The organism is Suicoccus acidiformans (genome assembly GCF_003546865.1).
Classification (GTDB): Bacteria; Bacillota; Bacilli; order Lactobacillales; family Aerococcaceae; genus Suicoccus; species Suicoccus acidiformans.
The window spans coordinates 2,402,779-2,429,629 of sequence record NZ_CP023434.1; the positions used below are offsets into that span (position 1 = coordinate 2,402,779).

Here is a 26,851-nt window from a genome sequence, read left to right on the forward strand (position 1 = left end):
AAACCAAGTCCACTATTCATCGCGGTCTTGATTAATATGTGCATTGCGCGGACGATCTGAATCGCTATCATAGGCCGATGGATGATGTGTCTCCAAAGGATCATCTTCTTCGGCTTTCTGCTTAGCATCTTCATAAGAATCCGGAGTAATTGGCTCCTCCTCAGAAGCTGGCTGATCTTCTGGCTTAGGCATTTCACCTGTCTTGAAGAGTGCTTCAATCTCACGGCGATCTAGCGTTTCAATTTCAAGTAATTTCTCAGCAATTGTATTCAATTGCTCGCGGTGCTCATTGATAATTTGATGCGCCTCTTCCAGGGCTAAATTCATTATGCGGCGAACTTCCATATCAATCTCGTAAGCTACTTGTTCAGAGTAAGCTGCGGTTTGACCGTATTGACGCCCTGCAAATGGTTGGCTATTGCCTTCATATTGAATCGTACCCAATTTCTCAGACATACCATATTCAGTGACCATGCTGCGAACAATTTGTGTTGCTTGCTGGAAGTCATTGCTGGCTCCCGTCGATTGATGATTGAACACAATCTCTTCTGCTGCCCGGCCACCCAGTAGTCCAACCACTTGTTCATACAATTCTTTCTCAGTAATGATATACTGATCTTCTTTAGGTAGCATAATCGCATAACCACCTGCTCGGCCCCGGGGAACAATCGTTACCTTATGCACGATACGCGCATCATTCAACACCATACCGACAACGGTATGACCGGCTTCATGGTAGGCAACAGTACGCCGTTGTTTCTCAGACATTTCCTTATTCTCCTTAGCAGGCCCAGCAATAACGCGGTCATGCGCTTCATCCACATCTTCCGGCATAATTACCGCATGGTCGAAACGTGCCGCAACAAGGGCTGCTTCGTTTAGTAAGTTCTCTAAGTCTGCTCCTGAAAAACCTGGGGTTTGTTGGGCAATTACTTTCAAATCAACCTCTGGCGATAACTTCTTATTGCGCGCATGTACACGCAAGATTGCCTCCCGGCCTTTAACGTCCGGGTTGCCGACTAGAATTTGACGGTCAAACCGTCCTGGACGTAGTAAAGCTGGGTCCAGAACATCGGCCCGGTTGGTAGCGGCGATAACAATCACGCCTTCATTCCCTTCGAAACCATCCATCTCCACAAGAAGTTGGTTCAAGGTCTGCTCACGCTCATCGTGTCCTCCACCCATTCCAGCACCACGCTGGCGACCGACAGCATCAATCTCATCGATGAAGATAATCGATGGAGCATTCTTCTTTGCATTCTCGAATAAATCGCGCACGCGACTTGCTCCCACACCGACAAACATCTCAACAAATTCTGATCCTGAAATACTATAGAAAGGTACACCTGCTTCCCCAGCAACTGCTTTAGCTAGCAAAGTCTTACCTGTTCCTGGAGGACCCTCTAAAAGCACTCCTGCAGGGATACGCGCGCCTAGGCCGGTAAAGCGGTCTGGGTCCTTCAAGAATTCAACCACTTCTACAAGCTCTTGCTTTTCTTCTTCAGCACCAGCAACATCACTAAACTTCACTTTCACCTTCTGCTTGGATGCATCTTGTGACTTCGTCTTGCCAAAGTTCATGACATTGCGGCCACCTCCACCCCCGCTTTGCTGGGTCATGGAATAAATTAGAAAGAAGGTTGGAATAAGTAAAATTAAGAAGGGAATATAACTCAACCATAAGCCTGTTGTCGATTCTGGCAAGGTCTTCATCTTCGTTTCAGATGCCTTAGCCAGCTCCGTGATGGCTGATAAGGTAGAGTCGTTTCCTAGCACCTTTGTTTCGAAACGCTTCGTCGTATCAGAACCTTGGTAGACTTGCATTAAGTTACCTTCATCTTCGTTAACTTTCGTTTCTTTCTCATACTGCCCTTTGACGTTATACGCGCCTGAGCCGATTTGGATTTCAAATTCTTTAATTTCGCCCTTTTCTAATTCGTCCATGAATTGAGTTTGGGAAATTTCTGCCGTGGGGCCTTGCGCAGCTCCCCCACCGGTCAATAATTGAATACCTCCTGCGATCGCAAGAACAACGAGCACATAGAACAATGTACTACGGAAGAAGTTGCGATTGGGATTCTGGTTGTTCATTCGGGTATTTCCTCCTTACTTAATATTCTGAACCCTATAAGGATACCATATTTATCGCAGGGAATACTATAATTAAGCATTCTCATACAGTTCTGGTTTTAATACCCCGATGTACGGTAAATTACGATATTTCTGATCGAAATCGAGCCCGTAACCTACAACAAATTCATCCGGTACTTCCAAGCCTACGTAATCTGGGACTAAATCTTTAATCACTCGACGCTCAGGCTTATCCAATAAGGCACATACCTTAACAGAGTTCGCTTTACGATATTTCAATAAATCAACTAAATAGCGTAAGGTCCGGCCTGTATCAATAATGTCTTCCACGACTAAGATATTACGTCCTTCAACTTTCGTATCTAGGTCTTTAATAATCTTCACTTCGCCTGACGATTCAGTCCCTGCCCCATAACTACTCACATCCATAAAATCAATTTCAACATATAAATCAATTTCGCGAATGATATCCGTTAGGAAAATCGCAGCGCCCCTTAAAACACCAACGACAAGAAGTTCTTTTCCTTGGTAATCTTGCGTAATTTGCTGACCAAGCTTTCGAACAGCTTCAGCTATTTCTTCTCGCGTAACCAGAACCTCTTGAATATCTTGTTCTAACATGTCGCTTCTCCTTTTATTTATGTTTATCAAATACCATAATACACATCATACCACAATTCTAAGCTAAATTCTTCCTTTTTGGTAGAGAAAATAATGGGTCGGGGCTTCTTTTGTGGTCGCTTTATAAGCGGACCCTTGCCGATATGCCAGCAAAGCGATTATTTCCTCTACCTCATCACAAGCCACTAACACCTTAGCCTGCTGGCGCTCGCTTTGTGGAACCTTCTCATCAATGAAAATCCGACTGACTTTCTTCGTGAAATATTCCCCCGTCTTATTTACCAAGCGCAAGCGATCCCCCGCTTGCCACGGCCTGACGCACAGCTTGCTTACTCCTGCTGGCAATGTGAGCGGATAAACAATCGTCTCTTGTGAGTCATAATCTGGAAGTTGCCCCGCTTCAAATAAGGCGAAGCGCTCCTGCCCATCACCAGCATGCCAGGTATTCGAAGCGGATATTACTAAGCTTTGCCAGGTATCCACTTGATGTTGCTCAGGCTCAATATAAATCGCCTCGTATGCCCGCCTTGCACACCAGCCATTGCCAAGGGGAATCCATTGATTTGGCTGCGTATCTTGATTGATTAATTTGTACAGACGCCCAATCGCTTCCTGGCTATAATCCGGCATCACTTCTACGAGGACTTCTTCAAACAAAACCTCAATATACAATATTTGCGCTGCTTCAGATAGACGCAACCAAAGATTGCGAGGCATCTGCCAACCGCTGTCCGTATGATGAATAAAGGGCGCAAGATGCTCTTGGAAATATGCTAAATGCACCGCATAGCTCTTTTGCCATTGGTCTAAAGCTTGTTTCACCTGTCCCGTTATATCAGGAAAGACCTCTTCTAAAGCTGGCAAGACTGTTTGACGCAGCCGATTCCGCGTATACACATCGCTCTGGTTCGATTCATCCTCAAAGAAGGGCACACTTCTCACCTGTGCATAGTTATAAAGACTAGCCTTATCAAGGCGGTGCAAGGGACGCAGAATATCAACATCCAGCGTCTCACCGGTCTTGTTAACTAGTTTCTGACGACTATGCGCTTGCATCCCGGCTAAGCCCTTCAAGGAAGAGCCCCGTCCGATTCTTAGCAGGAAAGTTTCCACAAAGTCATCGAGATGGTGGCCTGTGATTAAATTCCTTGCTTGATAGGTAGTGAGTATATCCGCAAAGAAAGTGTAACGTGCTTTGCGAGCGGCCGCTTCCGAGCGTTGCTGCTCTCCTGATTCCCAAATGCCCAGTTCGAAAGGCAAGCCATAACGGTGCGCATAAGCTTCCACCCCACTAGCTTCCGCTGCACTTTCAGCCCGCCAACCATGATTGAAATGGGCTACCACTAATTCGCTAGCGGGATATATCTGGCGGAGTGCATCCAATAAGACCATAGAGTCGACCCCACCTGACACAGCCACGACCATTGGGCCCTGTTGCTTAAAAGTTATCAACTGTTGCTTAATTTCTTCAATTACATTCATGTTATCACCTTCGTAGGTGTATCATACGAATCTTCTCATTAAAAAACAAGAAAAAGATAGCTGCCTTTGGGCCGAGCTATCTTTCTGTGTGAATAAAACCTCTACCTAACGTAATAATAGTCTTATTATTTACATGTTCTTGCCAGGGATTGCTGAAGATGCAAATAAATATATCCTATTGAAACGTCACGTTATCTTGTTTCATTCGTTTTGAATTACATGAACAGTTATGGAAATTGATTCAAGAGTGAAGAATACTTATTATAGGGATAAAGTAATCTTATTCGGTGGGTAATGAACGAATTCAAGTGCTTATCCGGTAGAGGTTAATATCACTATACCTTCCCTGTGTGAATTCATCATGAACTTCCGTTAGTTTTTAAACTTTCTTTAGTAAATTTTGCCAAGAAGATTAAATCTCGCTTATTTTGTACCCATTGCCCTTTAATTCATTTTTACTTTTCTTTGTTTCTTGCTATAATTCTTAGTAAGAAAGGATTGAGTTAGAACCATGAGTAGTATCTTAGTTTTAGAAGACGATAAATCCTTAGCGGAAATGTATCAACTAGCTCTCGAGAAGAACTTTCATACGGCTCATTTAGCTACTTCAGTCTCGCAAGCGCTCACGATTATGGAGCACCAACATATTGATTTGTTAATTGTAGATGTCATGATGCCAGGACAAGACGGCTATCAATTTACCGAAATGCTCCGCGAAGCTAAGTATGAACAACCCATCTTAATGATTACCGCCAAAGGACGTTTCGAAGATAAGCAGCGCGGTTTCGAAACGGGTGTGGATGATTATATGGTTAAGCCGATTGATATTAAAGAGATGTTACTGCGCGTGGACGCCCTCTTACGCCGGGCAAACATCAATAACAGTAACTACTTGCAAGTTGGCAAGACAGCGCTTGATTTATCAGCCAATACGGTAACTTTCCAGGGCGAAACTTATGATTTGCCCCAGAAGGAATTTCTCGTATTACATAAATTACTCTCCTATGAGAACAAGATATTCACCCGCCAGCAGCTGATGGACGAGATTTGGGGCTATGACAGCCAGTCAGATGAGCGAACCGTTGATGTCCATATTAAACGGCTGCGCGATCGTTTCAAAGACAACGAGGATTTCTCTATTATAACAGTTCGTGGCTTGGGCTATAAGGCGGTTATCCATGAAACCATTTAGACCTGGCCATCAGAATCTTTGGGTGTATTTCACCTTTCTCACGCTTTTCTTTTATGCATTGATTAGCTTTATCGCCTTAATTGTTACACTCCTGCTCATTCGCATCGATATCTTACCTACCCGGGTAGACATTTCAGTTCGGGTGCTCGTTTCAATCTTTATTGCGACTAATTTAATCTCGGTTTTAATCTCTTCAATTGTCAGCCGGTCTATCTTACAGCCCATTCGGCAATTAAAGCAGGCGATGAATCAAGTGGCTGAGAATGACTTCTCCGTACAATTGGACGAATATCAACAGCGTCCCGGAGATATTCATGAATTGTACCGTGCCTTTAATATTATGGTGCAGGAATTACGCCGGAACGAGATGCTACAGAATGATTTCATCTCCACCATCTCCCACGAGTTCAAAACGCCTCTCACGGTCATTCGCGGCAATGCCCAACTGCTTAAGGATACTGATCTTGCAGAAGACGAACGCCAGACCGCCTTGCACAATATCATTGAAGCGTCGGATAGACTGTCTAAACTAAGCGGGAACATTCTTCTTTTGAACAAATTGGAGCATCAATCCGTGGCTATTAAACGCGACGCATTCCGTTTAGACGAGCAAATCCGCAACACGCTCGTTCTGCTGCAACAGCAATGGGATGAGAAGGATTTGGAGCTTAGCTTAGACTTACCTAAGACAATCTTCCAAGGCAATGAAGACTTGCTCGATCAATTGTGGATGAACCTATTAGAGAATGCCATTAAATATAATCGGCCAGGCGGAATGATTGAAGTGCGCCTCACATCGAGCGAGGCTTCCGTGCATGTCCTTATCCGAGATACTGGCTATGGCTTTGATACGCAGAATATCCAGCGAATTTTCGATAAATTCTACCAAGAAGATACGAGTCGGGCTGATTCAGGCAACGGTCTCGGCCTTTCGATCGCCAAGCAAATTATCGATTTACATGGAGGTCACATTGAAGCAAGCAGCTCCAAGAACGTCGGCTCGACCTTCTTAATTACCCTACCAATCCCAGAGCATCATTAAAAAAGCACGTGCAACATATTTGCACGTGCTTTTGCTTTAGCCGCGACGGCCACCCCGGCCACCGCGCTTGCTTTCGGTATTACGTCTAAGCGATGATAAGCGATCTTCGCTATCTTTCAAGAATTGACTCATCATCGTATCGAAGTCATCAGTATTCTGATTGCGTCGATTCTCTCGAGGAGTAGTGCGTACTGGGCGATGTTGTTCTGGACGATTTGCTCGTTCAGTTTTCTTTGGGCGCGCTTGCGGCTCTGCTTGAACATTCGCTTCTGTTGGGTTCGCTTGGCGAATGGATAGGTTAATTTTACCATCTGGTGTAATCTTTAGCACCTTTACATCCACTTCATCCCCTACAGATAAATAATCCGCAATATCTTTGACATACCCTTCGGATATTTCACTAATATGCACTAACCCAGATTGGTTCTCTGGTAAGTTAACAAATGCTCCGAAATTTGTAATCCCTGTTACTTTCCCCGATACAATTTGACCTGCTTCAACTGTCATTGACTCCAATTTCCTCCTTGTGTGGTTTCCTTTATATTTCATTCATTATGGGTAATATTCTCGCCTATTTCAAATATTATTTCATTCGGCTTAGAATAGTAATAATCCCGACGTGCAATTTCCGCAAGATAGTCTGGACTTTGAACCCGTTGATACTCTTCTTGCGTCTTGCGATTCTTCTCTACAGCAACTTGATGTGACGCGCGAGCCGCTTCATAGGCCGCCTGATTTTCTTGGCTTGCCTGGAGGGTCTGCAACAATTGCCCACCCGAAAGGCCTATAAGTAGGATGCCGGCTAAAAGAGCAGTCACCTTCCGCCAATTCAAGGTGCGAGGGATTTTAACAGCTTGTTGGGTCGCTTCTTCATATAGGTGCACAACTTTATTATTCTGTTTGGCTTGCGTATTTCTGTTGTTTCCCATCTTATCACCTCTCATAACAAAGAGTATAACAGTTAAATTATTAGAAAGCCATTATTTTCACGATAGAAATTCATCTTTGAATGGCATTTCGCGTTCAATGCGCTCTTCTTTAATCACTGTATACATCTCGTCAGCATCTTGCTTCTTCGTACTTTCTTTTAATTCCTCTACTCGAACGGTTAAGTAACGATTTCCAAATTCAATCGTCATCTCATCACCCACCGCAACTTTTGTGCTGGATTTGGCGACTTTCCCATTAATTTGAATGCGCCCTTGATCAGACACCTCTTTAGCGACTGTCCGCCGCTTGATTAAACGTGACACCTTTAAAAATTTATCTAACCTCACGATGTTCCTCCTCTTCAATGATTTCTTTAGCAGCTTCTTGGAAGCGGATGATTTCGCCCAACCATTGATCACTTGCTAAACCTACAATGCTCAGACTCACCACTAGAACTTCTTGGTCCAGACGAATTTGCGCTTTGAGCTTCACATCTTGCAAGGCTTCAAAGACTTTCGCTCCTTGGAGGCGCTTCGTTGCTTCTTCATTAAAGGTTATTTCAATTTCAGAACGCTTCTGATTCATCTTGGTCATACCAATCTGCTCACCGTTGTAGCGGATAAGTGAAATATCCAATAAGTCTGAGACCGCATCAGGAAATTCGCCAAAGCGATCAATAAATTGGTCTTGCAGCTGGACATAGGCCTCCTTGGAGTCAATGCGTTGGATTGCTTGATACATCTGAATTTTTTGCCGTTCATCGGCAATATATTCGCTCGGAATATAAGCATCCACTTGAACATTAATATCAATTTCAGCGGATTTAACGGCTGATTCTTCAGGCGCCTGTCCTTGGCGTTTACGGATAGCTTCGTGTAACATTTGTGTATATAAATCATAGCCCACTGAGTCAATAAAGCCGGATTGTTGCTGGCCTAGCAGGTTACCTGCACCACGGATGGATAAGTCCCGCATGGCAATCTTAAAGCCGGAACCCAGTTCCGTATATTCACGAATAGCATTCAAACGCTTCTCACTCAGTTCACTCAGTTGCTTCATTGGGTCATACATTAAATAAGCATAGGCAACCCGATTGGTTCGCCCAACCCGTCCCCTTAATTGATATAAGGTGGATAAGCCCATCCGCTCAGCATGATCGATAAAGAGGGTATTAGCATTCGGGATGTCCACACCAGTTTCGATAATGGTTGTCGTCACCAGAATATCATACTCTCCTTCAATAAAGTCCATTAAGACATTCTCCAGCTCTCGCTCATTCATGCGTCCGTGCGCAAAGGCTACCCGCGCTTCCGGCACTAAGTCACTAATTTCCTGGGCTTTCTGCTCTATCGTCTCCACTCGATTATATAAGTAAAAGACTTGCCCACCTCGAGCCAGCTCGCGTTCAATTGCTGATTTTATGGCCGGTTCATTCCGTTCCATCACATAAGTTTGAACCGGGAAGCGGTTATTCGGCGGTGTTTCAATAACCGATAAGTCGCGCACGCCAATCATCGACATATGTAGCGTTCTAGGAATCGGGGTCGCCGTAAGGGTGAGCACATCCACTTGAGACTTAAGTTGCTTGAGCCGTTCCTTATGCTTCACGCCGAAACGTTGCTCCTCATCCACAATCAACAAGCCCAAGTCATGGAACTTCACGTCTTTCGATAAAAGGCGATGCGTCCCGACAATAATGGAAAGACCACCGTTTGCTAATTTGCGTAAATTCTCCTTCTGTTCCGCTTGGGTGACGAACCGACTAAGCATACCAATTTCAAAAGGCCAGTTTTGGAAGCGTTCCACGAGACCATTGTAGTGTTGCTGAGCAAGGATGGTCGTTGGCACAAGAAAGGCAACTTGCTTGCCGTCCATGACAGCTTTGAAAATAGCCCGCATGGCCACTTCCGTTTTCCCGTAGCCTACATCGCCGACAAGTAGGCGGTCCATCGGCCGCTCCTTCTCCATATCTGCCTTGATTTCCGCAGCACTACGCAGTTGATCTTCCGTTTCCACATAAGGGAAGGCTTCTTCAAATTCAGCTTGTTCCGGGGTGTCTGGACTGAAGGCAAAGCCTTTATCTTGCTCCCGTTTAGCATAAAGCTCAATAAGTTGATCGGCAATGTCCTCCACCGTTGATTGAACTTTCTGCTTCGCTTTAGCCCATTCGGTCCCCCCTAATTTATTCAGCTTAGGCGTCTTCTCTTCAGAGGCGACATATTTCTGTAAAAGCTGGATTTGATCAACCGGAATATAAATCCGGGAACTATCTGCGTATTCCACCGCTATCATATCTCGGTGGGTGCCCTTCATCTCAATTGTCTCCACACCTAAATACACACCAATTCCATGGCTAGTATGGACAACATAGTCTCCCACATTTAATTCATTGTAGCTTTTAATCCGTTCAGCGTTCGATAAATGCTGATGATGTACCCGCTTCGCCTTGCGTTGGTTGAACAATTCTTGCTCAGTAATTACAACCCATTTATCTTGGGTTAACTCGAAACCTTTCGAAAGAGGTTGCGTGCCTATGGTCACCTGGCCCGGTTGATAACTTAGCGTATCAGCCACTTCCCTAGCTTGAATTTCATACTCTTCCAAGAGTTTACGCGTACGACGAGCCGATTCAGCGTCAGACGTTGCAATATGCACTGCATTGGACTGACTTAGCCATTGGTCAATTTCAGTTTTAATCAGCGGAAGCTGATTATAGAATTGATTCATCGAGCGATAAGGATAGTGATGAATCCCTGCCAGTTCCATTTGCCCTAACCCGCGCTGTAATACCGCAAAATAGACTGTCGCCTGTTGGGCTTGACGAATTAAGGAATGGACAGATAACTTCATACCGTCGCCCTGCTTCGGCAGCAATAGCCCTCTAGCTGTCTCTTGCTCCAGCCAATATTGATTCTCTTCAATGATTTGTTGTTCTTGCTGTTGAATTTTATGAAATTCCTGCACCATAAGCCAGGCGTCAGCTTGCATATAGGTTAATATCGACGTACCTTCCGGATCGATATAACTCAAATATGCTGATGCATAGGTCAAGCCTTCTCCTGCGGAAAGCTGCGCAAGTTGGTAGTCCATACCCGTCCGGAAACTCTCCCGCGTCGCATCATCTTGCACCTTCTTGGCTGCGTCAGCCGCTTCTTTGCGCAAGGTTTCCAGTAAAGCTTGTTGCTGCTGAATCGGGAAGACTACATCAGAAACAGGTGTCAGAGCAACTTGCTCAATATTCTCAGTAGATTCCTGTGTTTCTGGATTATAAAAGCGAATCGAATCCAATTCCACATCAAAGAAATCTAGTCGGACGGGTTGCGCTAGATCGAGTGAATAAAAGTCAACAATACCTCCGCGGATTGCAAATTGCCCCGGAGCATCGACCATCCCTTCATTTGTATAACCTAACTGTACAAAGCGCTCTCTTAAATTATCAATTTCATAAGACTCACCAACTTGCAAGAGAAGACTTTGTTCTTGCCACAAGTGTAGCGGAGTAAGCCTTTTGCGCAAACCAGCTACCGACGTGACAACCACCAGCGCTTCCCCCGCTTGCAACTTATTCAATATTTGCACCCGCTGGGCACGGCTTTCAAAAGACGAAATGGAATACTCAATGGCTAAGGTCTCTTCTTCCGGAAATTCATAGACAATATCTTCCCCTAGCAATTGGGTCAAATCATCCAATAGAATATTTCGCTTCTGCGGATTGGCTTCCACCACAAGCATCTGCTTCGGCTCATTCGTATATAGTCCCGCAATAAAAATGGCCCGTGCCGTCTCGTCAATCCCTGTCACGAGATGAGGCAGACGATGGCTCGCACTAATTTGCTTAAGACTTGCCTCAAAGGGCTTAAACCTAGTTTCTACTTCCATTGGACCTCCTTAATTAGTGATACTTATTCATCAAAGAAACCATATCCATCCCACTGGCCCAGTCTTCGATAATAGCGACCGCTTTTAGCACACTATCATCCATCTTTGGACGGTCATCCTTGGCAAAAGGAGCTAAGACGTGATCAACGACTTTCCAGCCAGGCGCTGGACGACCAATCCCTACTTTCAATCGATCAAAGACTTGGCTACCTAGCATTTCTATAATGCTCTTCATCCCATTATGGCCACCGGCACTCCCTTTCTGCCTGAGGCGAAGTTGGCCGACGGCCAAATCCATATCGTCATAAATGACCAATAAATCCTCCATACCTACACCGAAATAGGACATCAAAGGCAAGACGGCCTCGCCTGAAAGATTCATATACGTAAAAGGCTTCAAAATAATAATCCGGTCACCGCCATGGCGCCAGATTGTATAGTCCCCTCTAAATTTCTGGTCAGTCATCGATAGATTCTGTTCTTTTAATAAGGCGTCGACAACTTCGAAACCAATATTATGCTTTGTGCCATCATATTTATCGCCGGGATTCCCCAGCCCTACAATCATCTTGACTGTCATTACCGAACTCCTTAATCATATTATACTTATTCCGTTTCAAAGCAAATCTTCTCAAGCGATATAAATATTCATCATTCCCCACTTGTAGTAATGAGTACGCTCGCCAAATGATTCATATAAATGCATATGTACTTTGTCTCATTTATTATAACATATTGTATTGCAATATTTAACTCATGCGTAAAAGAAAGTGAGCAAGCTGTCTATGCTTGCTCACTTCGAGAATCGCTTATTAATCATTGAAATCTAACTCGATGGTATTCGTCAAGATATCCCGATAACTGTAAGATACTCGGTCGAAATCGTTCTCCGATTGATCTAAGTCAACAATAAATATTGACCGATACGTCTCCTTTAGAATTCCTCGACGTTCTTTCTTCTTCTTACGTCCCATTTGAACAGTTACAGTGATTTCTTCACCAAGTCGATTATCCAAGAATAATTTAATTTCAGCTAATTCTTTTGGCATCCCCTTCACCTCAGAAGCATTATATCATATTCTTTACAAATTGTCAATCTTATCATATATACCTGTAACAAGCAAGTACTTTACTTGAAAAATATATGAATTTTAGCTCAAAGTTTGATAAAGGGCCGCAAATTCCTGCAAGCTCAGCGTCTCAGCGCGCCTTGTCCCATCAATGCCCGCTTGAATAAAAGCTGCTTCAATGTGTTCATTTAGCACATCCGTGCCTTTATAGGCTGCCCGCAGATTATTGCGTAAGGTCTTACGTCGTTGGCTAAAGGCAGATTTAACAAAGCTTTGAAACGCTTCGGGATCTGCCAATTCAACGAGAGGCTCCGCTCGTCTTTTTAAGACAAGAACGGCTGAGTCAACATTAGGTTGGGGAATAAACACCGTTTTAGGAACTGTAAAGGCCACAGAAGCGTGCATTGTATTCTCAATCGCAATGGTTAAAGAGCCGTATGCCTTAGATCCTACCGGTGCCGTCATCCGCTCTGCGACCTCTTTTTGCATCATCATGACCAATTTATCAAAAGGCAAGGAACTTCCCATCAGGTGCATAATAATAGGCGTGGTGATGTAATAAGGTAAATTGGCTATAACGACTAAGCGTTCAGCTTCTTGGAGAAAGCGTAAAGACGGGTGATCGAAATCAACTTCAAGAATATCTTGGTGTACAACTTGGACATTTTCATAGGGACGCAAGGTCTCTGCTAAGATATCGATGAAGCGCTGATCGATTTCAAAGGCTACTACTTGCTTGGCCTGTCTAGCAAGGACTTCCGTCAAAGCGCCAATCCCCGGACCAATTTCAATGACCGTCGTTTGTGCGTCAACGTCGCCGGCCAATAGCATCTTATCTAAGATTTGAGACTCAATAATAAAGTTCTGGCCGAGACTCTTCTTCATCTGAATGCCGTAAGTTTGCATAATTTCAGTTGTACGCGATGGACTCGCAATCAGTTTATGATTTGTTGACATGATAGCCACCTTTCTCTAACGCCTCACAGACAGCTTGGTAGGATATCTGATAGCGTTCCAGTTTTCGTTTAAGTTGTTTACCATTTACCGGACCAATATGGAAGTACTCTGCAATATATTGCCTTCTACTAGCCGCACTTGCGCTACCAACTAAGCCTAAAGCTTGCAGATCAGCTGTTGTGAAGCTTTCACCCGCTACGCCTTGGACTTGCGGTGTGATTCGGTTAGCTAAGGCGCCTCGAATTGCTTCAGGACTGGCATGCTCGATACCTAAGCTATCTGAGGCATGTCGGCCGCGCCCTTCTTCCCGTTTGATATACGCATGGGCTACATCCGGGACATGGGCTTGCACGAGTCGGCGAATGCGTTCCCCTTGGAAATCGGGGTCAGTTAGAACAATAACTCCGAATAAACGCTGAGCTTGAGCAATCTCTTCTAAAGTAGCGAGACTGATCTCCGAGCCGTTCGTTTCAATTGTCTTAACCTCAGGGCCGAAGGTAACTTGCAGACGTTGGGTATCCGCCTTGCCCTCAACGACAATAACTTCTTGCGGCACTTCCCTAATCATGCGTTAACTCCTGGGGATGCCAATCGAAAAGCTGCATGGCATTCGTCGTTGTCAGGTGAGCCAACTCCTCCAAGGTTACGCCCCGGGTTTGAGCTAGTTGCTCGGCCGTATAGCGGACAAAGGCTGGTTCATTCTGCTTGCCCCGCTTAGGTACCGGCGCTAAATAGGGCGCATCGGTTTCAATCAAGAGACGATTATCCGGCACGATTTGCGCAGCTTGTCGTACGTCTTCCGTCTTCTTAAAGGTTACCACCCCACTAAAGCTAATGTGCATGCCTAAATCCAGAAATTTCTCGGCCCATTCAGGTCCTTCTCCGAAACTATGCATAATGCCACCCTTAGGAGGGACCCCTTCTTCTTTCAATATACGGTAAACATCCGCGGTCGCATCCCGGTTATGGATGGTAATCGGCAATTGGTGATTTTTGGCAATGGCAATTTGCCTGCGGAAGGCTTTAGCTTGAATGTCTGCTGGGCTAGTATCCCAATAATAGTCTAAGCCAATTTCACCTAGCATCTTAACTTTGGGATGTTGTAAGGTTTCTTCAAGGAAATCCTCACAAGCTTGGTCGAAGTGGATTGTCTCAGTTGGATGCCAGCCTGTTGCAGCGATTAAATTATCATACTCTTCCACTAATTCAAGGGCTTTATGAATTGTTGGATAATCGAAGCCAACAATCGCCATGTAAGCAACACCCGCCGCTTTAGCTCGTTCAATAACTTCCCCTTCTACGCCCGCAAATTGCTTAACGTTTAAATGCGTATGGGTATCAAATAATTCCATAATCTATCCTTTCAGCAAGAAAGCTCAATTTCATCTTACTGAAATTGAGCCACCTTGTCTCTAACCAATTAAACTACCATTCTCGCTATCTTCCGGTGCAAATAATAGGCTTAATTGCCCATCACTTTCAGCAGAGAGAATCATCCCTTGACTAATATAACCCATCATCTTACGAGGCTTTAAGTTCGCGACAATGGTCACTTTACGACCAATTAACGCTTCGTAATCTGGATAGGCTTTCGCAATACCTGAGAGAATCTGGCGATGTCCTTTGTCACCGGCATCCAAGCGGAAGCGGAGTAATTTATTGGACCCTTCCACTGGCGCTACATCAATGACCTCGGCTACTTTGATTTCAACTTGGATAAATTGATCGAAATCAACCGCTGGAGTCTCTTCATAGACCAGCTCGACATCCTCCGGTTGCCAGTTCGGATCGTCTACAGAAGTTCCTTGGGAGCTTTGGCCACCGCTCATCTCACCTTGAATAAAGGCTACTTCTTCCTCCACATCTAAACGAGGGAAGATTGGTTCACCTTTGGCCACTACTTGGGCACCCTCTGGAAATTGTCCCCATTGAAGTTCAGCGAGGTTTCGCTCTTGTTCTTGTGCGATACCTAATTGTGTGAAGATTTCCGCTGGGGTATCCGGCATAAATGGTCGCAATAAATGACTAACCATCCGTAACACTTCTGCTAAGTGATACATGACGGATTTAAGTTCAGGTAATTGTGTTTCATCTTTAGCCAGAATCCATGGTTCTGTCTCATCGATATATTTATTTGCCCGAGATACGACTTGCATCACTGCATCGAGGGCTTCGTTAAAAGCTAGAATATCCATGGCTTGGTGATAGCTACTTACATGCTCATCCACGAAACTTTCAAGTGCTTCATCAAAAGCTGTTGCACTCCGTTCACCTGCATCCGTCGGCACTTGCCCGCCTAAGTAGCGGTTAATCATCGCAATCGTCCGATTCAGTAAATTCCCCAAGTCATTCGCTAATTCGAAATTCACCCGGTTGACGAAATCTTCAGGTGTAAAGACCGTATCATTGCCTTGACTCATCTCTCTTAATAAATAGAAGCGGGTAGCATCTAAGCCGTAGCGATTAATTAATACGTCCGGGTATATAACATTCCCTTTGGATTTAGACATCTTCCCATCTTTCATCAGCATCCAGCCGTGGGCATAGACTTGCTTAGGTAAAGGCAAATCCAAAGCCATGAGAATAATCGGCCAATAAATCATATGGAAACGGGAAATATCCTTGCCAATAATTTGCACTGAAGCTGGCCAGTATTTATCGAAGTTTGCGTGATCTTCTTGGAGATAACCCAAGGCCGTAATATAGTTAACCAGCGCATCTATCCACACATAGACCACATGCTTGGGTTCAGATTTAACCGGGATGCCCCATGAGAAAGTAGTCCGCGAAACAGCTAAATCTTCCAAGCCAGGCTTAATAAAGTTATTCACCATTTCTGTCTTACGGAAAGCTGGCCGAATAAATTCAGGATGATCTTCATAGTATGCTACCAATCGATCAGCATAGTTGCTTAACTTGAAGAAGTAACTTTCTTCCTTCACCAATTCCACTTCATTACCAGTTGGGGCAATCCCTCCGATAACTTTCCCGGTTTCATCCTTGAAGACTTCGCTTAACTGAGTCTCTGTAAAGTACTCCTCATCACTGACAGAATACCAGCCTTCATATTCACCAAGATAAATATCGCCTTGGTCAAGTAACTTTTGGAAGATTTCCTGAACAGCTGCCTTATGTCTTGGCTCTGTCGTACGAATGAAGTTTGTATTCGTAATCTTCAAGGTCTGCCACAAGGCTTGGATTTCCTCAGCCATACTATCCACATAAGCCTGAGGTGACATGTTCATCTCTTCGGCTTTCGTCTGAATCTTCTGACCATGTTCGTCTGTCCCAGTAAGGAAATAAACATCATAATCCATTAAGCGTTTATAGCGGGCAATCGCATCAGCTGCAATGGTCGAGTATGCATTGCCAATATGTAATTTACCACTTGGGTAATAAATAGGTGTTGTCACATAGAATGTATTTTTTTGTTCGGTCACGAATGAGTGCCTCCTTTAATATTCATACTTTTCCTATTATAGCATAAGAATAAGGTCTTTTAACCCTTGCCTCAAATTTTCATAAAAAAACTTCCCCTCAGCTTTAAACTGACGGGAAGTATATGGTTGGTATATGATTAACGATTTACGCGAACCGCAAATTGTGGTGTGAACCATTGCGTGTTGTTGTATTCAAGTGGCGTACCTGGTTGAGAAGCGTGAATATAGTTTCCGCCACCTGTAGCGATAGCTACGTGGTAAGTAGAACCATTGTCACCCCAGAAGTATAAGTCTCCTGGCTGCGCGTCGGCTACACTAATTTGTGTACCAGCGTGTTGTTGTTCACCAGTCCATCCACCAACATTAATGCCGTATGTTTCATTGAATACATATTGAACGAAACCTGAGCAGTCAAAACCACTTGGCGTCTTGCCACCCCAAACATATGGTGTACCTAAGTATTTCTCTGCATTGGCAATCAATGCATTAGCATTAGCTTGGGCTGTTGCTGCTTGAGCTTGGGCTGCTTCGGCTTGAGCTTGGGCTTCAGCCGCACGTTGTTCGGCAGCTGCTGCTGCTGCTTGAGCTTCACTTTGGGCTTGGGCTTCGGCTTGAGCTGCTTGTTGAGCTTGAGCTTCGGCGGCTGCTTGGGCTTCGGCTTGAGCTTGTTCTAATTGAGCCTGAGCGGCGGCTTGGGCTGCTTCGGCTTCGGCAACGGCTGCTTCTTGAGCTGTTGTGTCTACTTCTGGTGTTGCTACTTCCGTTTCAACATAAGCTACTGAGCCATCTTCAGCAACGATTTCTTCTGTAGCAACAGTTGGAGCAACTTCTGTTTGAGCTACTTCTAAGTTTGCTTGAGCTTCTAAGACAGCTTCGGCTGCTTGGGCAACGGCTGCTTCAGCTGTGGCTTGCGCTTCAACAGCGGCTGAATCAACAGCAGTTTGATCAACAGATGCTTCAGCATTAGCTAATGCTTGGGCTTCTGCCGCTTCGGCCATTGCTACTTCAGCTGCGGCTTGGGCTTCTGCTGCAGCTTGGGCCTCAGCTTCGGCAATCGCTTGAGCTTCTGCAATCGCAGCTGCTTGCGCCTCAGCGGCTGCCTGAGCTTCTGCTGCAGCACGGGCCGCTTGCTCTGCCGCAATGCGTTGTGCTTCTTCATAAGCTGCCTTCTCTTGAATTAAAGCATCACGATGTTGAGCTGCTAAAGTAATATCATTGCTTAATTGATTGTAGACTGCTTCTTGCTCAGCAGCTTGAGCTGAAAGGTCTGAGCGAACAGCTTCTAATTCAGATACTTTATTAATTTTATCTTGTCTCGTATTCTCTACTTGAGCTTTAGAAGCTTCAACTGCTTCCATATCTTCTTGTTGTAAGGTCAATAAGTCTTTGTTAGCATCAACCATCTTACGTACAACGTCTAAACGTCCTACAAAGTCACTTACATCTTTCGAAGAGGCAACGTAATTTAAGTAGTTAGTAGAGCCACCACTTACTTGTACGGCACGCGCTTGTTCATTTAATAACTCTTCACGTGCTGCGATTTTCTCTTCTAAGCTTTCAATTTGTGTTTGGAAATCAGCAATTGCTGTTTCGTCTGCTTGAATAGCTGCAACTAATGCATCTGCTTGGGTACTTAAATCTTCGATTTGTGCGTATGCTTCAGAAAGTTGAGCGAATAAAGCAGATTGTTGAGCAGTTAATCCTTCAATTTGTAATTCTGTATCATTAATTAATGCATCATAATTTTGAGCGAATGCGGTAGCAGGTGTAGCCGCTGCGCCTAACGCAATTGCAGATGTAAACATTGTCTTGAATAGGCTTTTAGAAAAAGTTTTCTTCATTACTTAATGTCTCTCCTTGATGATAGTTTATTTTTATCTGTTATTTCGAAAAATCTCTTGGGTCATTTTTGCATGTTTGTATATTATCATAGCTTTCACCAAAAAGTCTGAATATGTTCAATTCGTATACACTTTGTAACATAACTGTAATTTTAACCGCTTTCTTTTATCGGAAAGTTTATTTCCTTTAAAATTCTTTAAATATTACATAATTCATATGCTCATCAAAGGTTTCTTGCCATTCCTTATAATTAACTTTATAATGAAACCACATGACACTAAAGGTAAAGGAGCTATCAAGCGTGAATATCATAGAAGATTTAAATTGGCGTGGCGCCATCAACCAACAAACAGATGCTGAAGGCTTAACTAAGCTTGTTGAAACAAAGCATATTAAACTCTACTGCGGGGTTGACCCAACCGGAGACTCCTTACATATCGGGCACTTAATTCCCTTCATGATTTTAAAGAGATTTCAACTTGCCGGCCACCATCCTATTGTCGTCATCGGTGGCGGCACAGGTTCAATCGGTGACCCAAGTGGCCGTTCAAGTGAACGCGTGTTACAGACCATGGAAACCATTGAATACAACGCGGAGAAACTCAGCCAGCAAATGAACCGCCTGTTCGTTGAAGGCAATGATTCAGCGAATTCTTTCGAAATTGTTAATAATTATGATTGGTTAAGCCAGTTGTCCTTACTCGATTTCCTGAGAGACTACGGCAAGCATTTCAATGTCAATACAATGCTAGCCAAAGACGTTGTGGCAAGTCGCTTAGATGTAGGGATTTCATTTACGGAATTTACCTATCAAATTCTACAATCGATTGATTTCCATCATCTCTATAAGGAAATGGATGTCCAACTTCAAGTCGGTGGCGCTGACCAATGGGGGAATATTACCGCTGGTTTAGACTTCATCCGCCGTATGGAAGGCCCTGAAGCAGAAGCATACGGCTTAACCATTCCACTAATGACCAAATCTGATGGAAGCAAATTCGGTAAATCAGCCGGTGGTGCGATTTGGCTAGATTCAGAAAAGACAACACCTTATGAATTCTATCAATTTTGGCTTAACCAACAAGACGAAGATGTGGTTAAATTCTTGAAGTATTTCACCTTCCTATCCAAGGAAGAAATTGAAGCAATTGGCAAAGAAGTTGAAGAGCAACCACACCTACGTTACGGTCAGAAACGTCTTGCTGAAGAAATCACTGTCTTCGTTCACGGCCAAGCAGCTTTAGAAGAAGCACAATTAATTACCAATGCACTCTTCACCGGTGATGTCGGCCAATTAAGTCCAGAGCAGATTGCCCAAGGCTTTAAGAATATGCCTCAAGCTACAGCACCGCGCCAAGAGGCTAATTTACCAATTTGGCTAGTGGATACAGGTCTAGTAGATTCCCGTCGCCAAGCTAGGGAATTTGTTGGCAATGGTGCCATTTCAATCAATGGCGAGAAGATTACCGATTTAGACTACACCATCTCCCCAGAAGATGCTATCGGCAACCAATATATTATCGTCCGTCGCGGCAAGAAGAATTATTACTTAGTCACATTAGAAGACTAATTTCCCTGAAGAAAGTTTGTGCTGAAATCTAATGCATTAATCATGCCGAATTTCAGTTAATATAAGTAACCAAAAACACCCCAAACATTGCATGCAATCGCAATGTTTGGGGTGTTTGCTACTTAACTACTATACTACTTTCGCCACTCTTTCCGGCTCCATACCTGCCCGTCTAAGCGACCTTCTGCTATCCGACTCAACTCTCTCTGTTGCATGTAATGGCGATAGGCCACATCTAGCAAAGCTTTTGTAGGATAGTCCTTTGCCTGCTCCTGCCAGTGAACAATCGCTTCTTTCAACCAAAGCATATCTTCAGCCATATTACCACTCCTCCATTAAATCGTATAATTCCGCATTTGTCGCATGAACTTCTTCATAGTGCATCACAAAGGCTTCGAAAATTCTCCGATAAGTTGCATTGATGGGCAAATGTTCCGCCGTCACTTCCTGTAAGGCTTTAATCAAGTATTCGCCAAAGGCATGCTCAGACTGATAGTTGCCTGTTTCAACATAGGCACGGTAGCGCCAAAGCAGCTCATATTTCGCCTCTTCCTTTAAATAGGAGAACTGGGCAATATGGAAGATAGGCAAATATGTCCAATCGAAGTAACGGGCTAAACTTTCGTAGGGGCTTAGTAACTCAGATAAGGTGCGTCCCACTCTGCCCCCGCTTGCAAAATGATGGGCACTCACACCTGTTGAAACCACTAGGCCCAACTCTTTGCCGGCTAAGTTCTTTGCCTCGCTGCCTTCTGGCAGAACTACATCGAGCCAGTTTTTGAGTATACTGGGCGCTTGATACCAGTATAAGTTAAATTGAAATATTAAGCGGTCATATGCTTGCAAGCGCTCCAGCTCTGCCGCTTGCTGAAAGGGTCCTTGACTTGTAAGTTGCCCTTGTAAATCAACAACAGTTACATTGGCTAAATCTTCAACGGCACTTAAAAGAAATTGTTGACTAGATGAAACATCAACTTCAGGATGTGCCAGTAATATTAATGTTTTCAATTAGGTTCCTTCTTCCGTATGTGTTTGATGGGGTAGGCGGACGGTAAAAGTACTTCCGACATTCAGCTCACTCTCTACAGCAATTGTCCCTTCGTGGGCTTCCACAAGTGACTTAACGAGCGAAAGTCCGATGCCTGATTCCCCATATTCTGTATTCTTACGCGACTCATCTACTTTATAGAAACGCTCCCAAATCGCGCGTTGGTCTTTGGGACTAATCCCGATGCCGTGGTCAATAACTTGGATAACACTCGCATCATCCGTCATAAAGCCTTTAAGGATAATATCACTTTCTTGGGAGAATTGAATCGCATTCGTGACAAGATTAATCACAATCTGCACAAGGCGATCATAATCGGCCCAGAAGATAAGTTGATCACTGGCCTCAACGACAATACGGTCACCACTACCCTCCGCTTTGACAGACATCTGTTGGTAAATCTGTTCGAAAAATTCTCGCCCATTGATGGCTCGTTTGTTCAAGTAAATTTGCCGGGTCGCAACCTTCTCATAGTCTAAATTCTCATTGACGAGCCGGGTTAAGCGAGCCGTCTCTTGGGCAATCAACTCAAGGCTGCGCTCCCGTTGACTTTCAGGAATCATATTGTATTGCAGACCTTCCAATAAACCTGACATGGTCGTCAGCGGGGTGCGCATTTCATGCGCCACGTCCATCATAAATTGACGACGCAATTCTTCTTGGCGTTCAATTTCTTCTTGTGACTCAGCTAGCGAATCAGCCATAGCCTTAAAGTCGCGGGTTAAATTAGCAAATTCATCGTTACCTGAAGTGTCCAAATCAATATCATATTGTCCAGAGGCGATAACTTTCGTAGCTTCTTGAAGTCGCTTAATTTTGCGATTTTGATAGATGGCTAAAAGATAGCTAATCACTATCCCAACCATGACTGCAAAGATGAACGATGCAAGGATGTTCTTTTGGACATCTGCCAATTGCCCTTCCAATGAATCCAAGGGTGCCCCCAGACTAATAAAGCCTTCGGGAAACTGGCCAACGTTCTGATGAGGCAGATAGACAATCAGGTAGGGTTCAATCTTTCCATCTTTAGATTGGCGATCGACCGTGCGAAAGCCCAGAATCTCTCCTTGGGCTATTCGTATCAAATCCGAATCATCTAAATTAGCATCAAAGCGCTGATCATAGGTTGGATAAATTGTACTGCCATCAGGCAAATAAACTTGAATTAAAATATTCTCACTGGCCAACAATTGAGACGTTCGAACCAGGTCTTCCCGAGAAAAGTTGTTATTTATAATGTTATAGCCGTAATTCAACAATTGCTCTTGCCGATTCTGGGTCAGCTCATCGGTAATATTATTCACCATACGGTTGGTCATAATGGCCACCGTAAGCAGTAATAAGACTAGAAAGCTTAAGAATTGTTGCCAGAAGAACTTCATTCTTTGCCACCAGGCTCCTCATATTTATAGCCTACACCCCAAACGGTTTGGATGACTTGTTCACCTACCGTTTCAATCTTCTGGCGCAACTTCTTAATATGTGCGTCAACTGTGCGCTCATCCCCATAGAAAGGATCTTCCCATAGACTCGTCAATAACTCTTCGCGCGTAAAGACACGCTTAGGATTCTGGGCAAACATTACTAGTAAATCAAATTCTTTCGGGGTGATATTCTCAATTAATTGGTCGTTATAGAAAGCTTCCCGAGTGGCTGTATTGATTTTCAGCACATTCGTCCGCACATCAAAGGCATCATCAGCTTCCTGCACCTGATTAACTGAACCCATTTGGGCACGGCGATACAAAGCCTTAATCCGCGCCAAGAGTGTCATTGGGCTGAATGGTTTGGTCACATAATCATCCGCACCCATCTCTAAGCCAATAACTTGATCACTCTCCGAATCACGGGCAGTGAGCATAATAATCGGTACGTTGCTAGATGCCTTGCGTATTTCACGGCAAATTTGCATCCCGTCCATGCTAGGCAAGTTCAAATCTAAGATGACAATATCCCAACGGTTCGGCTCCGCCATAAAGGCCTGGTAACCTGCCTGTCCATCATCATAAAAGGAAGCCTGATAGCCTTCATTCTCAAAAAACATGGACATCATTTCACTCACTGAGGCGTTATCTTCGATCATTAATAGTTCCATTGTATCGACCTCCATTTTCTTCTCAGGTGTATTATACACCATTTCTCAGACTGAATGATATTTTTTATCAAAAAGCCCACCGTGATTACTCACTGTGGGCTTCAGGCATTGGCTTAACTCACATTATTCATTCGCTTCTTTGACCGTCTGCACATAGGATTCAACAACTGCTTGCTCAGCTGGTTCAAAACCTGCCTGGGCCATGGTTACCGGTGTTTTCTCGACCTTTGCCTTGCCTTTCGCCTTAGTCTTGCGTGGTTTAAATAAAGTCACATCGCTGACTACACATTCTACAATATAAACCTTTTGCTCATCTTTATTAGTATAAGAGCGACTTTGCATCCGGCCAGAGATAGCGACTTGGTCACCTTTCTGACAGAAACGTTTCAGTAAATCGGCGTGACGATTCCACGCAACAAAGGGAATAAAATCCGTGATTTCTTCGCCATTGCGATCCAACTGATAGCGATTGATTGCAATCGTGTTATTCACGACCCTCAAATCTGCTTCTAATTCCTTCACTTCCACGTGTCCTACGAGTCGACCTACAAACGATACATTGTTCATTTTTCATCTCTCCTTTTTATCGTTCTACTTATATATACTCCAAAAAGGGCGAGATTCCATGTGATAAATTATAAATTTTCAGAAATTTGAATCAATTTACGCAATCTGTGATTAACACCCGACTTAGAAATTGGTCCCCCCGGGATTTGTTCCCCGAGCTCTTTTAAACTCATATCAGGATTTTGCAGTCTAAATTCTGCCATTATTCTTAACTTTTCTGGCAAGGATTCTAAACCTTGTGTCTCTTCAATTTGTCGGATTGCTTCAAGTTGCCGCTGGGATGCGTCGATTGTCTTGTTCATATTCGCATTCTCACAGTTAACTAGGCGATTAACTGAATTACGCATATCGCGCATTATACGGACATCTTCAAATTTCAACACCGCTTGGGAGGCACCGATGACAGCAAGAAAGTCTGAGATTTTCTCTGCTTCTTTAATATAGGTGATGTAACCATTGCGCCGCTGGAAGGTCTTGGCATTCAAGGAGAAAGCATTCAACATCTGACAAATATCTTCGTTATGACTTTCATAGTTAGAATATATTTCCAAGTGGTAATTACTGGATTCCGGATTATTGACAGACCCGCCCGCAAGAAAGGCACCTCTTAAATATGAGCGGCTGAGTTGCTCATTCGCCATAATCTCCGGGGCAATATCCGTCTTGAGCTGTAGGCCTTCGAGAATGGATAAATCTTCCAGAATACCTTGAACCCCTAGCCGGCAACGCACAATATACACATTATTCTTCTTTAACTTCATCTTCCGCCGAACAATCAACTCTCCATCAGCTTGATAATGGTCCTTGAGCAAGGAGTAGATGCGCCTTGCAATGGCCGCATTCTCACTCTGCACATTTAAGATTAATCTTTGCTGATACAGACTAACCGCCCCATTCATTCGAATGAGGGCGGCTAGTTCTGCTTTAGCGTGTTCGCGGTGTACCTCCAGCAAGGTACATTCTTTCTTCACTTCAGCTGCAAATGTCAATTTGCCACGTCCTTTATCTTTAATGTAATACTTTGCGTGAGCAGTTCTTCTCGCTCAACTTACCTGTGTTCATGATATAGCCTAATTCTTCCACAACCTTCTCGGTATCGTGATAGGCGCCACCATTCTTCATACTGAGAAATTCACTGGAGATTACCCGACACCCTTCCTGACGCAAGCCTTGGAAATCATGCTTAACTTGCAGTAAATACTCTTCATTGGGTTGATTTTCGATATAATCTTGCGGCACTTCCATCGTATTAACCAAGACCGTATCGACAAAATGATCCCCTAAATGCTCATGCAAGACTTTCACATGTTCTGCATCGGTAAAGCCTTCCGTTTCACCTAATTGCGTCATAATATTACAAATATAGACGACTTCAGCATCCGTTTGGCATAGGGCTTCACCAATCTCTTCAATCATCAAATTCGGTAAGATACTCGTATACAGACTCCCTGGCCCGAGCACAACCATATCCGCATCCATAATCGCTTCAACGACCCGCGGTGAGGCTTGAATGGCCGGTTCTCCCAGCTGGGTTTTCACTTCCACACTGGCAATTTTCTTTCGGTGCTTCGCGATAGCTGACTCACCGACAGCTTTCGTACCATCTACAAAATTAGCATGCAGGACAAGGGCCTCTTGGGCCGCCGGAATAATCTGGCCTTTCACGTTCATCCAGCGCGATAAGGTGCGAATCGAATCTTCCAAAGACCCACTCATCTCTTTCAAGGCGGCAATCAGCAAATTCCCAATCGCATGCCCGGCTAAGAAGTCATCTTCCGTATCAAAGCGATACTGGAAGACTTCCAGCACATCAGATTCAGCATCCGACAAAGCGGTCATGCAATTGCGAATATCACCTGGTGGGACAACGTTTATATAATCACGAATAACACCGCTGCTTCCCCCATCATCCGCAACGGTTACGATGGCAGTAATATTCGCATTCAAATGCTTCAAGCCGCGTAGTATGACTGGCAAACCTGTCCCACCGCCGATGACAGCTACATTATTCTTAAATCTTGGAACTATCATGATCGATTCGAACTTTCCTTTCTCTTTCCAGCATCCCTATGCGTAACGTTTACAGCGTAATGATCATTCTTTAATTGCCTTGCAATCCGATCCGCCAACGCTACCGACCGATGCTGGCCACCTGTACAACCAATCGCGATTGTCACACTTGATTTACCTTCACGCTTATAGCCAGGTAGGCAGAACTCAATTAAGTCCATAAATTTAACATAGAAAGTCTCTGTTTCCGGTTGCTTCATTACATAATCATATACTGGCTTATCCATTCCCGTTAAAGGCCTTAAGGTATCTACATAATGGGGATTAGGCAAGAAGCGTACATCCATCAGCACATCCGCATCAATAGGACTGCCATATTTAAAGCCAAATGAAACCACCTCCACATGGAAGGGCTCATAATTACTCGTGGAAAAATCATCGATTAACTTCGCCCGTAACTGACGGGGCGTTAAGTCTGATGTATCAATAATCATCTGCGCCCGACTACGTATATCAGCTAAAAGTTGTCGTTCTTTCTCAATACCTTCCAAGACACGACCACTTTGAGCTAGCGGATGTGTCCGACGCGTTTCTTTGTAACGCGAAACCAAGGCTTGATCATTTGCTTCAAGGAAAATAATACGCGTTGTAATAAATTGCGTATTATCCATCTTCTGAATTACCGTATCCAACTCATTGAAAAACTCACGCGTGCGCAAGTCCATAACGAGCGCAATCTTCGTTATTTTGCCAGATTCCTTCATCAACTCCCAAAAGGTCGGCAGTAAATTTGGGGGCATATTATCAATACAGTAGTAACCTAGGTCCTCGAAACTTTGAACTGCAACTGTCTTACCAGCGCCACTCATTCCTGTAATAATGACAAGTTCTAATGTATCGACCATGTGTTTCCTCCTCCTAAATATATGGCTGTATCGTTCAATCACTTTATTTTGTGTTTATTTATTATAGCACATTCAAAAGCTTCTACAAATATATGTCCACAAAATCACAA

At 44.1% G+C, this 26,851-nt stretch carries 25 protein-coding genes; 3 read left to right on the top strand and 22 right to left on the bottom strand.

All coding sequences use genetic code 11. The features are described from left to right. Positions 1-12: 12 nt before the first annotated feature. The 3 genes from ftsH to tilS form a co-directional block, all read right to left on the bottom strand. Positions 13-2,091, bottom strand: coding sequence for an ATP-dependent zinc metalloprotease FtsH (ftsH, locus tag CL176_RS11385; protein WP_118991390.1), 2,079 nt, complete (start codon positions 2,089-2,091; stop codon positions 13-15). A 72-nt stretch (positions 2,092-2,163) separates the two neighbouring features. Continuing rightward, positions 2,164-2,712 (bottom strand): hypoxanthine phosphoribosyltransferase, encoded by a 549-nt coding sequence (gene hpt / locus CL176_RS11390; RefSeq protein WP_118991391.1) that lies wholly within the window; start codon positions 2,710-2,712, stop codon positions 2,164-2,166. Between the two features lie 63 nt (positions 2,713-2,775). Then, positions 2,776-4,194 (bottom strand): tRNA lysidine(34) synthetase TilS, encoded by a 1,419-nt coding sequence (gene tilS / locus CL176_RS11395; protein WP_118991392.1) that lies wholly within the window; start codon positions 4,192-4,194, stop codon positions 2,776-2,778. Between the two features lie 511 nt (positions 4,195-4,705). Between tilS and CL176_RS11400 the strand changes: the two genes are divergently transcribed. After that, positions 4,706-5,386 (top strand): response regulator transcription factor, encoded by a 681-nt coding sequence (locus CL176_RS11400; protein ID WP_118991393.1) that lies wholly within the window; start codon positions 4,706-4,708, stop codon positions 5,384-5,386. Further along, the gene (locus CL176_RS11405) at positions 5,373-6,428 is read left to right on the top strand and encodes a sensor histidine kinase (RefSeq protein WP_118991394.1); all 1,056 of its coding nucleotides are present in this window, start codon (positions 5,373-5,375) and stop codon (positions 6,426-6,428) included. The genes CL176_RS11400 and CL176_RS11405 overlap by 14 nt, the downstream gene beginning before the upstream one ends. A gap of 36 nt (positions 6,429-6,464) precedes the next feature. Here CL176_RS11405 and CL176_RS11410 read toward each other — a convergent pair whose 3' ends face one another. The 11 genes from CL176_RS11410 to CL176_RS11460 form a co-directional block, all read right to left on the bottom strand. Continuing rightward, complete coding sequence (locus CL176_RS11410) at positions 6,465-6,935, bottom strand: S1 domain-containing RNA-binding protein (protein WP_118991395.1); 471 nt, start codon at positions 6,933-6,935, stop codon at positions 6,465-6,467. A gap of 38 nt (positions 6,936-6,973) precedes the next feature. After that, positions 6,974-7,357 (bottom strand): FtsB family cell division protein, encoded by a 384-nt coding sequence (locus CL176_RS11415; RefSeq protein WP_162890972.1) that lies wholly within the window; start codon positions 7,355-7,357, stop codon positions 6,974-6,976. Between the two features lie 57 nt (positions 7,358-7,414). Beyond that, entirely contained in the window at positions 7,415-7,705 is a 291-nt protein-coding gene (locus tag CL176_RS11420) for an RNA-binding S4 domain-containing protein (RefSeq protein ID WP_118991397.1), read from the bottom strand. Then, positions 7,692-11,237 carry a transcription-repair coupling factor gene (mfd, locus tag CL176_RS11425; RefSeq protein WP_118991398.1) on the bottom strand — a complete coding sequence of 1,182 codons (3,546 nt, stop codon included), beginning with the start codon at positions 11,235-11,237 and terminating at the stop codon, positions 7,692-7,694. Before mfd ends, CL176_RS11420 begins: the two co-directional genes overlap by 14 nt. A gap of 13 nt (positions 11,238-11,250) precedes the next feature. Then, entirely contained in the window at positions 11,251-11,817 is a 567-nt protein-coding gene (gene pth, locus CL176_RS11430; RefSeq protein WP_118991399.1) for an aminoacyl-tRNA hydrolase, read from the bottom strand. 232 nt (positions 11,818-12,049) lie between these two features. Further along, the gene (locus CL176_RS11435) at positions 12,050-12,286 is read right to left on the bottom strand and encodes a Veg family protein (protein ID WP_118991400.1); all 237 of its coding nucleotides are present in this window, start codon (positions 12,284-12,286) and stop codon (positions 12,050-12,052) included. A 102-nt stretch (positions 12,287-12,388) separates the two neighbouring features. After that, positions 12,389-13,264, bottom strand: a complete 876-nt coding sequence (rsmA, locus tag CL176_RS11440) for a 16S rRNA (adenine(1518)-N(6)/adenine(1519)-N(6))-dimethyltransferase RsmA (RefSeq protein WP_118991401.1) — start codon at positions 13,262-13,264, stop codon at positions 12,389-12,391. Further along, positions 13,248-13,832, bottom strand: coding sequence for a ribonuclease M5 (rnmV, locus tag CL176_RS11445; RefSeq protein WP_118991402.1), 585 nt, complete (start codon positions 13,830-13,832; stop codon positions 13,248-13,250). The genes rsmA and rnmV overlap by 17 nt, the downstream gene beginning before the upstream one ends. Then, positions 13,825-14,616: a TatD family hydrolase gene (locus CL176_RS11450; RefSeq protein ID WP_118991403.1), complete on the bottom strand. Its 792-nt coding sequence runs from the start codon at positions 14,614-14,616 to the stop codon at positions 13,825-13,827. The genes rnmV and CL176_RS11450 overlap by 8 nt, the downstream gene beginning before the upstream one ends. Positions 14,617-14,676: 60 nt before the next feature. Next, positions 14,677-16,704, bottom strand: coding sequence for a methionine--tRNA ligase (gene metG, locus CL176_RS11455; RefSeq protein ID WP_118991404.1), 2,028 nt, complete (start codon positions 16,702-16,704; stop codon positions 14,677-14,679). A gap of 137 nt (positions 16,705-16,841) precedes the next feature. Continuing rightward, entirely contained in the window at positions 16,842-18,545 is a 1,704-nt protein-coding gene (locus CL176_RS11460) for a C40 family peptidase (RefSeq protein WP_118991405.1), read from the bottom strand. 302 nt (positions 18,546-18,847) lie between these two features. Between CL176_RS11460 and tyrS the strand changes: the two genes are divergently transcribed. After that, positions 18,848-20,116, top strand: coding sequence for a tyrosine--tRNA ligase (tyrS, locus tag CL176_RS11465; RefSeq protein ID WP_118991406.1), 1,269 nt, complete (start codon positions 18,848-18,850; stop codon positions 20,114-20,116). Positions 20,117-20,250: 134 nt separating this feature from the next. Here the strand turns inward: tyrS and CL176_RS11470 are convergent, their stop codons facing one another. The 8 genes from CL176_RS11470 to rapZ all read right to left on the bottom strand — a co-directional run bounded on the left by CL176_RS11470 (position 20,251) and on the right by rapZ (position 26,741). Next, the gene (locus tag CL176_RS11470) at positions 20,251-20,436 is read right to left on the bottom strand and encodes a hypothetical protein (protein WP_118991407.1); all 186 of its coding nucleotides are present in this window, start codon (positions 20,434-20,436) and stop codon (positions 20,251-20,253) included. 1 nt (position 20,437) lies between these two features. Next, positions 20,438-21,124 carry an NAD(P)H-dependent oxidoreductase gene (locus CL176_RS11475; protein ID WP_118991408.1) on the bottom strand — a complete coding sequence of 229 codons (687 nt, stop codon included), beginning with the start codon at positions 21,122-21,124 and terminating at the stop codon, positions 20,438-20,440. Then, entirely contained in the window at positions 21,125-22,546 is a 1,422-nt protein-coding gene (locus CL176_RS11480; RefSeq protein ID WP_118991409.1) for a sensor histidine kinase, read from the bottom strand. Continuing rightward, a complete protein-coding gene (locus tag CL176_RS11485; protein ID WP_118991410.1) occupies positions 22,543-23,259 on the bottom strand; it encodes a response regulator transcription factor in 717 nt (238 codons plus the stop codon). Before CL176_RS11485 ends, CL176_RS11480 begins: the two co-directional genes overlap by 4 nt. A 123-nt stretch (positions 23,260-23,382) precedes the next feature. Further along, positions 23,383-23,826 carry a single-stranded DNA-binding protein gene (locus CL176_RS11490; RefSeq protein ID WP_118991411.1) on the bottom strand — a complete coding sequence of 148 codons (444 nt, stop codon included), beginning with the start codon at positions 23,824-23,826 and terminating at the stop codon, positions 23,383-23,385. A gap of 68 nt (positions 23,827-23,894) precedes the next feature. After that, a complete protein-coding gene (whiA, locus tag CL176_RS11495; RefSeq protein ID WP_118991412.1) occupies positions 23,895-24,815 on the bottom strand; it encodes a DNA-binding protein WhiA in 921 nt (306 codons plus the stop codon). 19 nt (positions 24,816-24,834) lie between these two features. Next, on the bottom strand, positions 24,835-25,857 hold the full coding sequence (locus CL176_RS11500; RefSeq protein ID WP_118991413.1) for a gluconeogenesis factor YvcK family protein: 1,023 nt from the start codon (positions 25,855-25,857) through the stop codon (positions 24,835-24,837). Then, complete coding sequence (rapZ, locus tag CL176_RS11505; RefSeq protein WP_118991414.1) at positions 25,854-26,741, bottom strand: RNase adapter RapZ; 888 nt, start codon at positions 26,739-26,741, stop codon at positions 25,854-25,856. Before rapZ ends, CL176_RS11500 begins: the two co-directional genes overlap by 4 nt. Between the last annotated feature and the right edge of the window lie 110 nt (positions 26,742-26,851).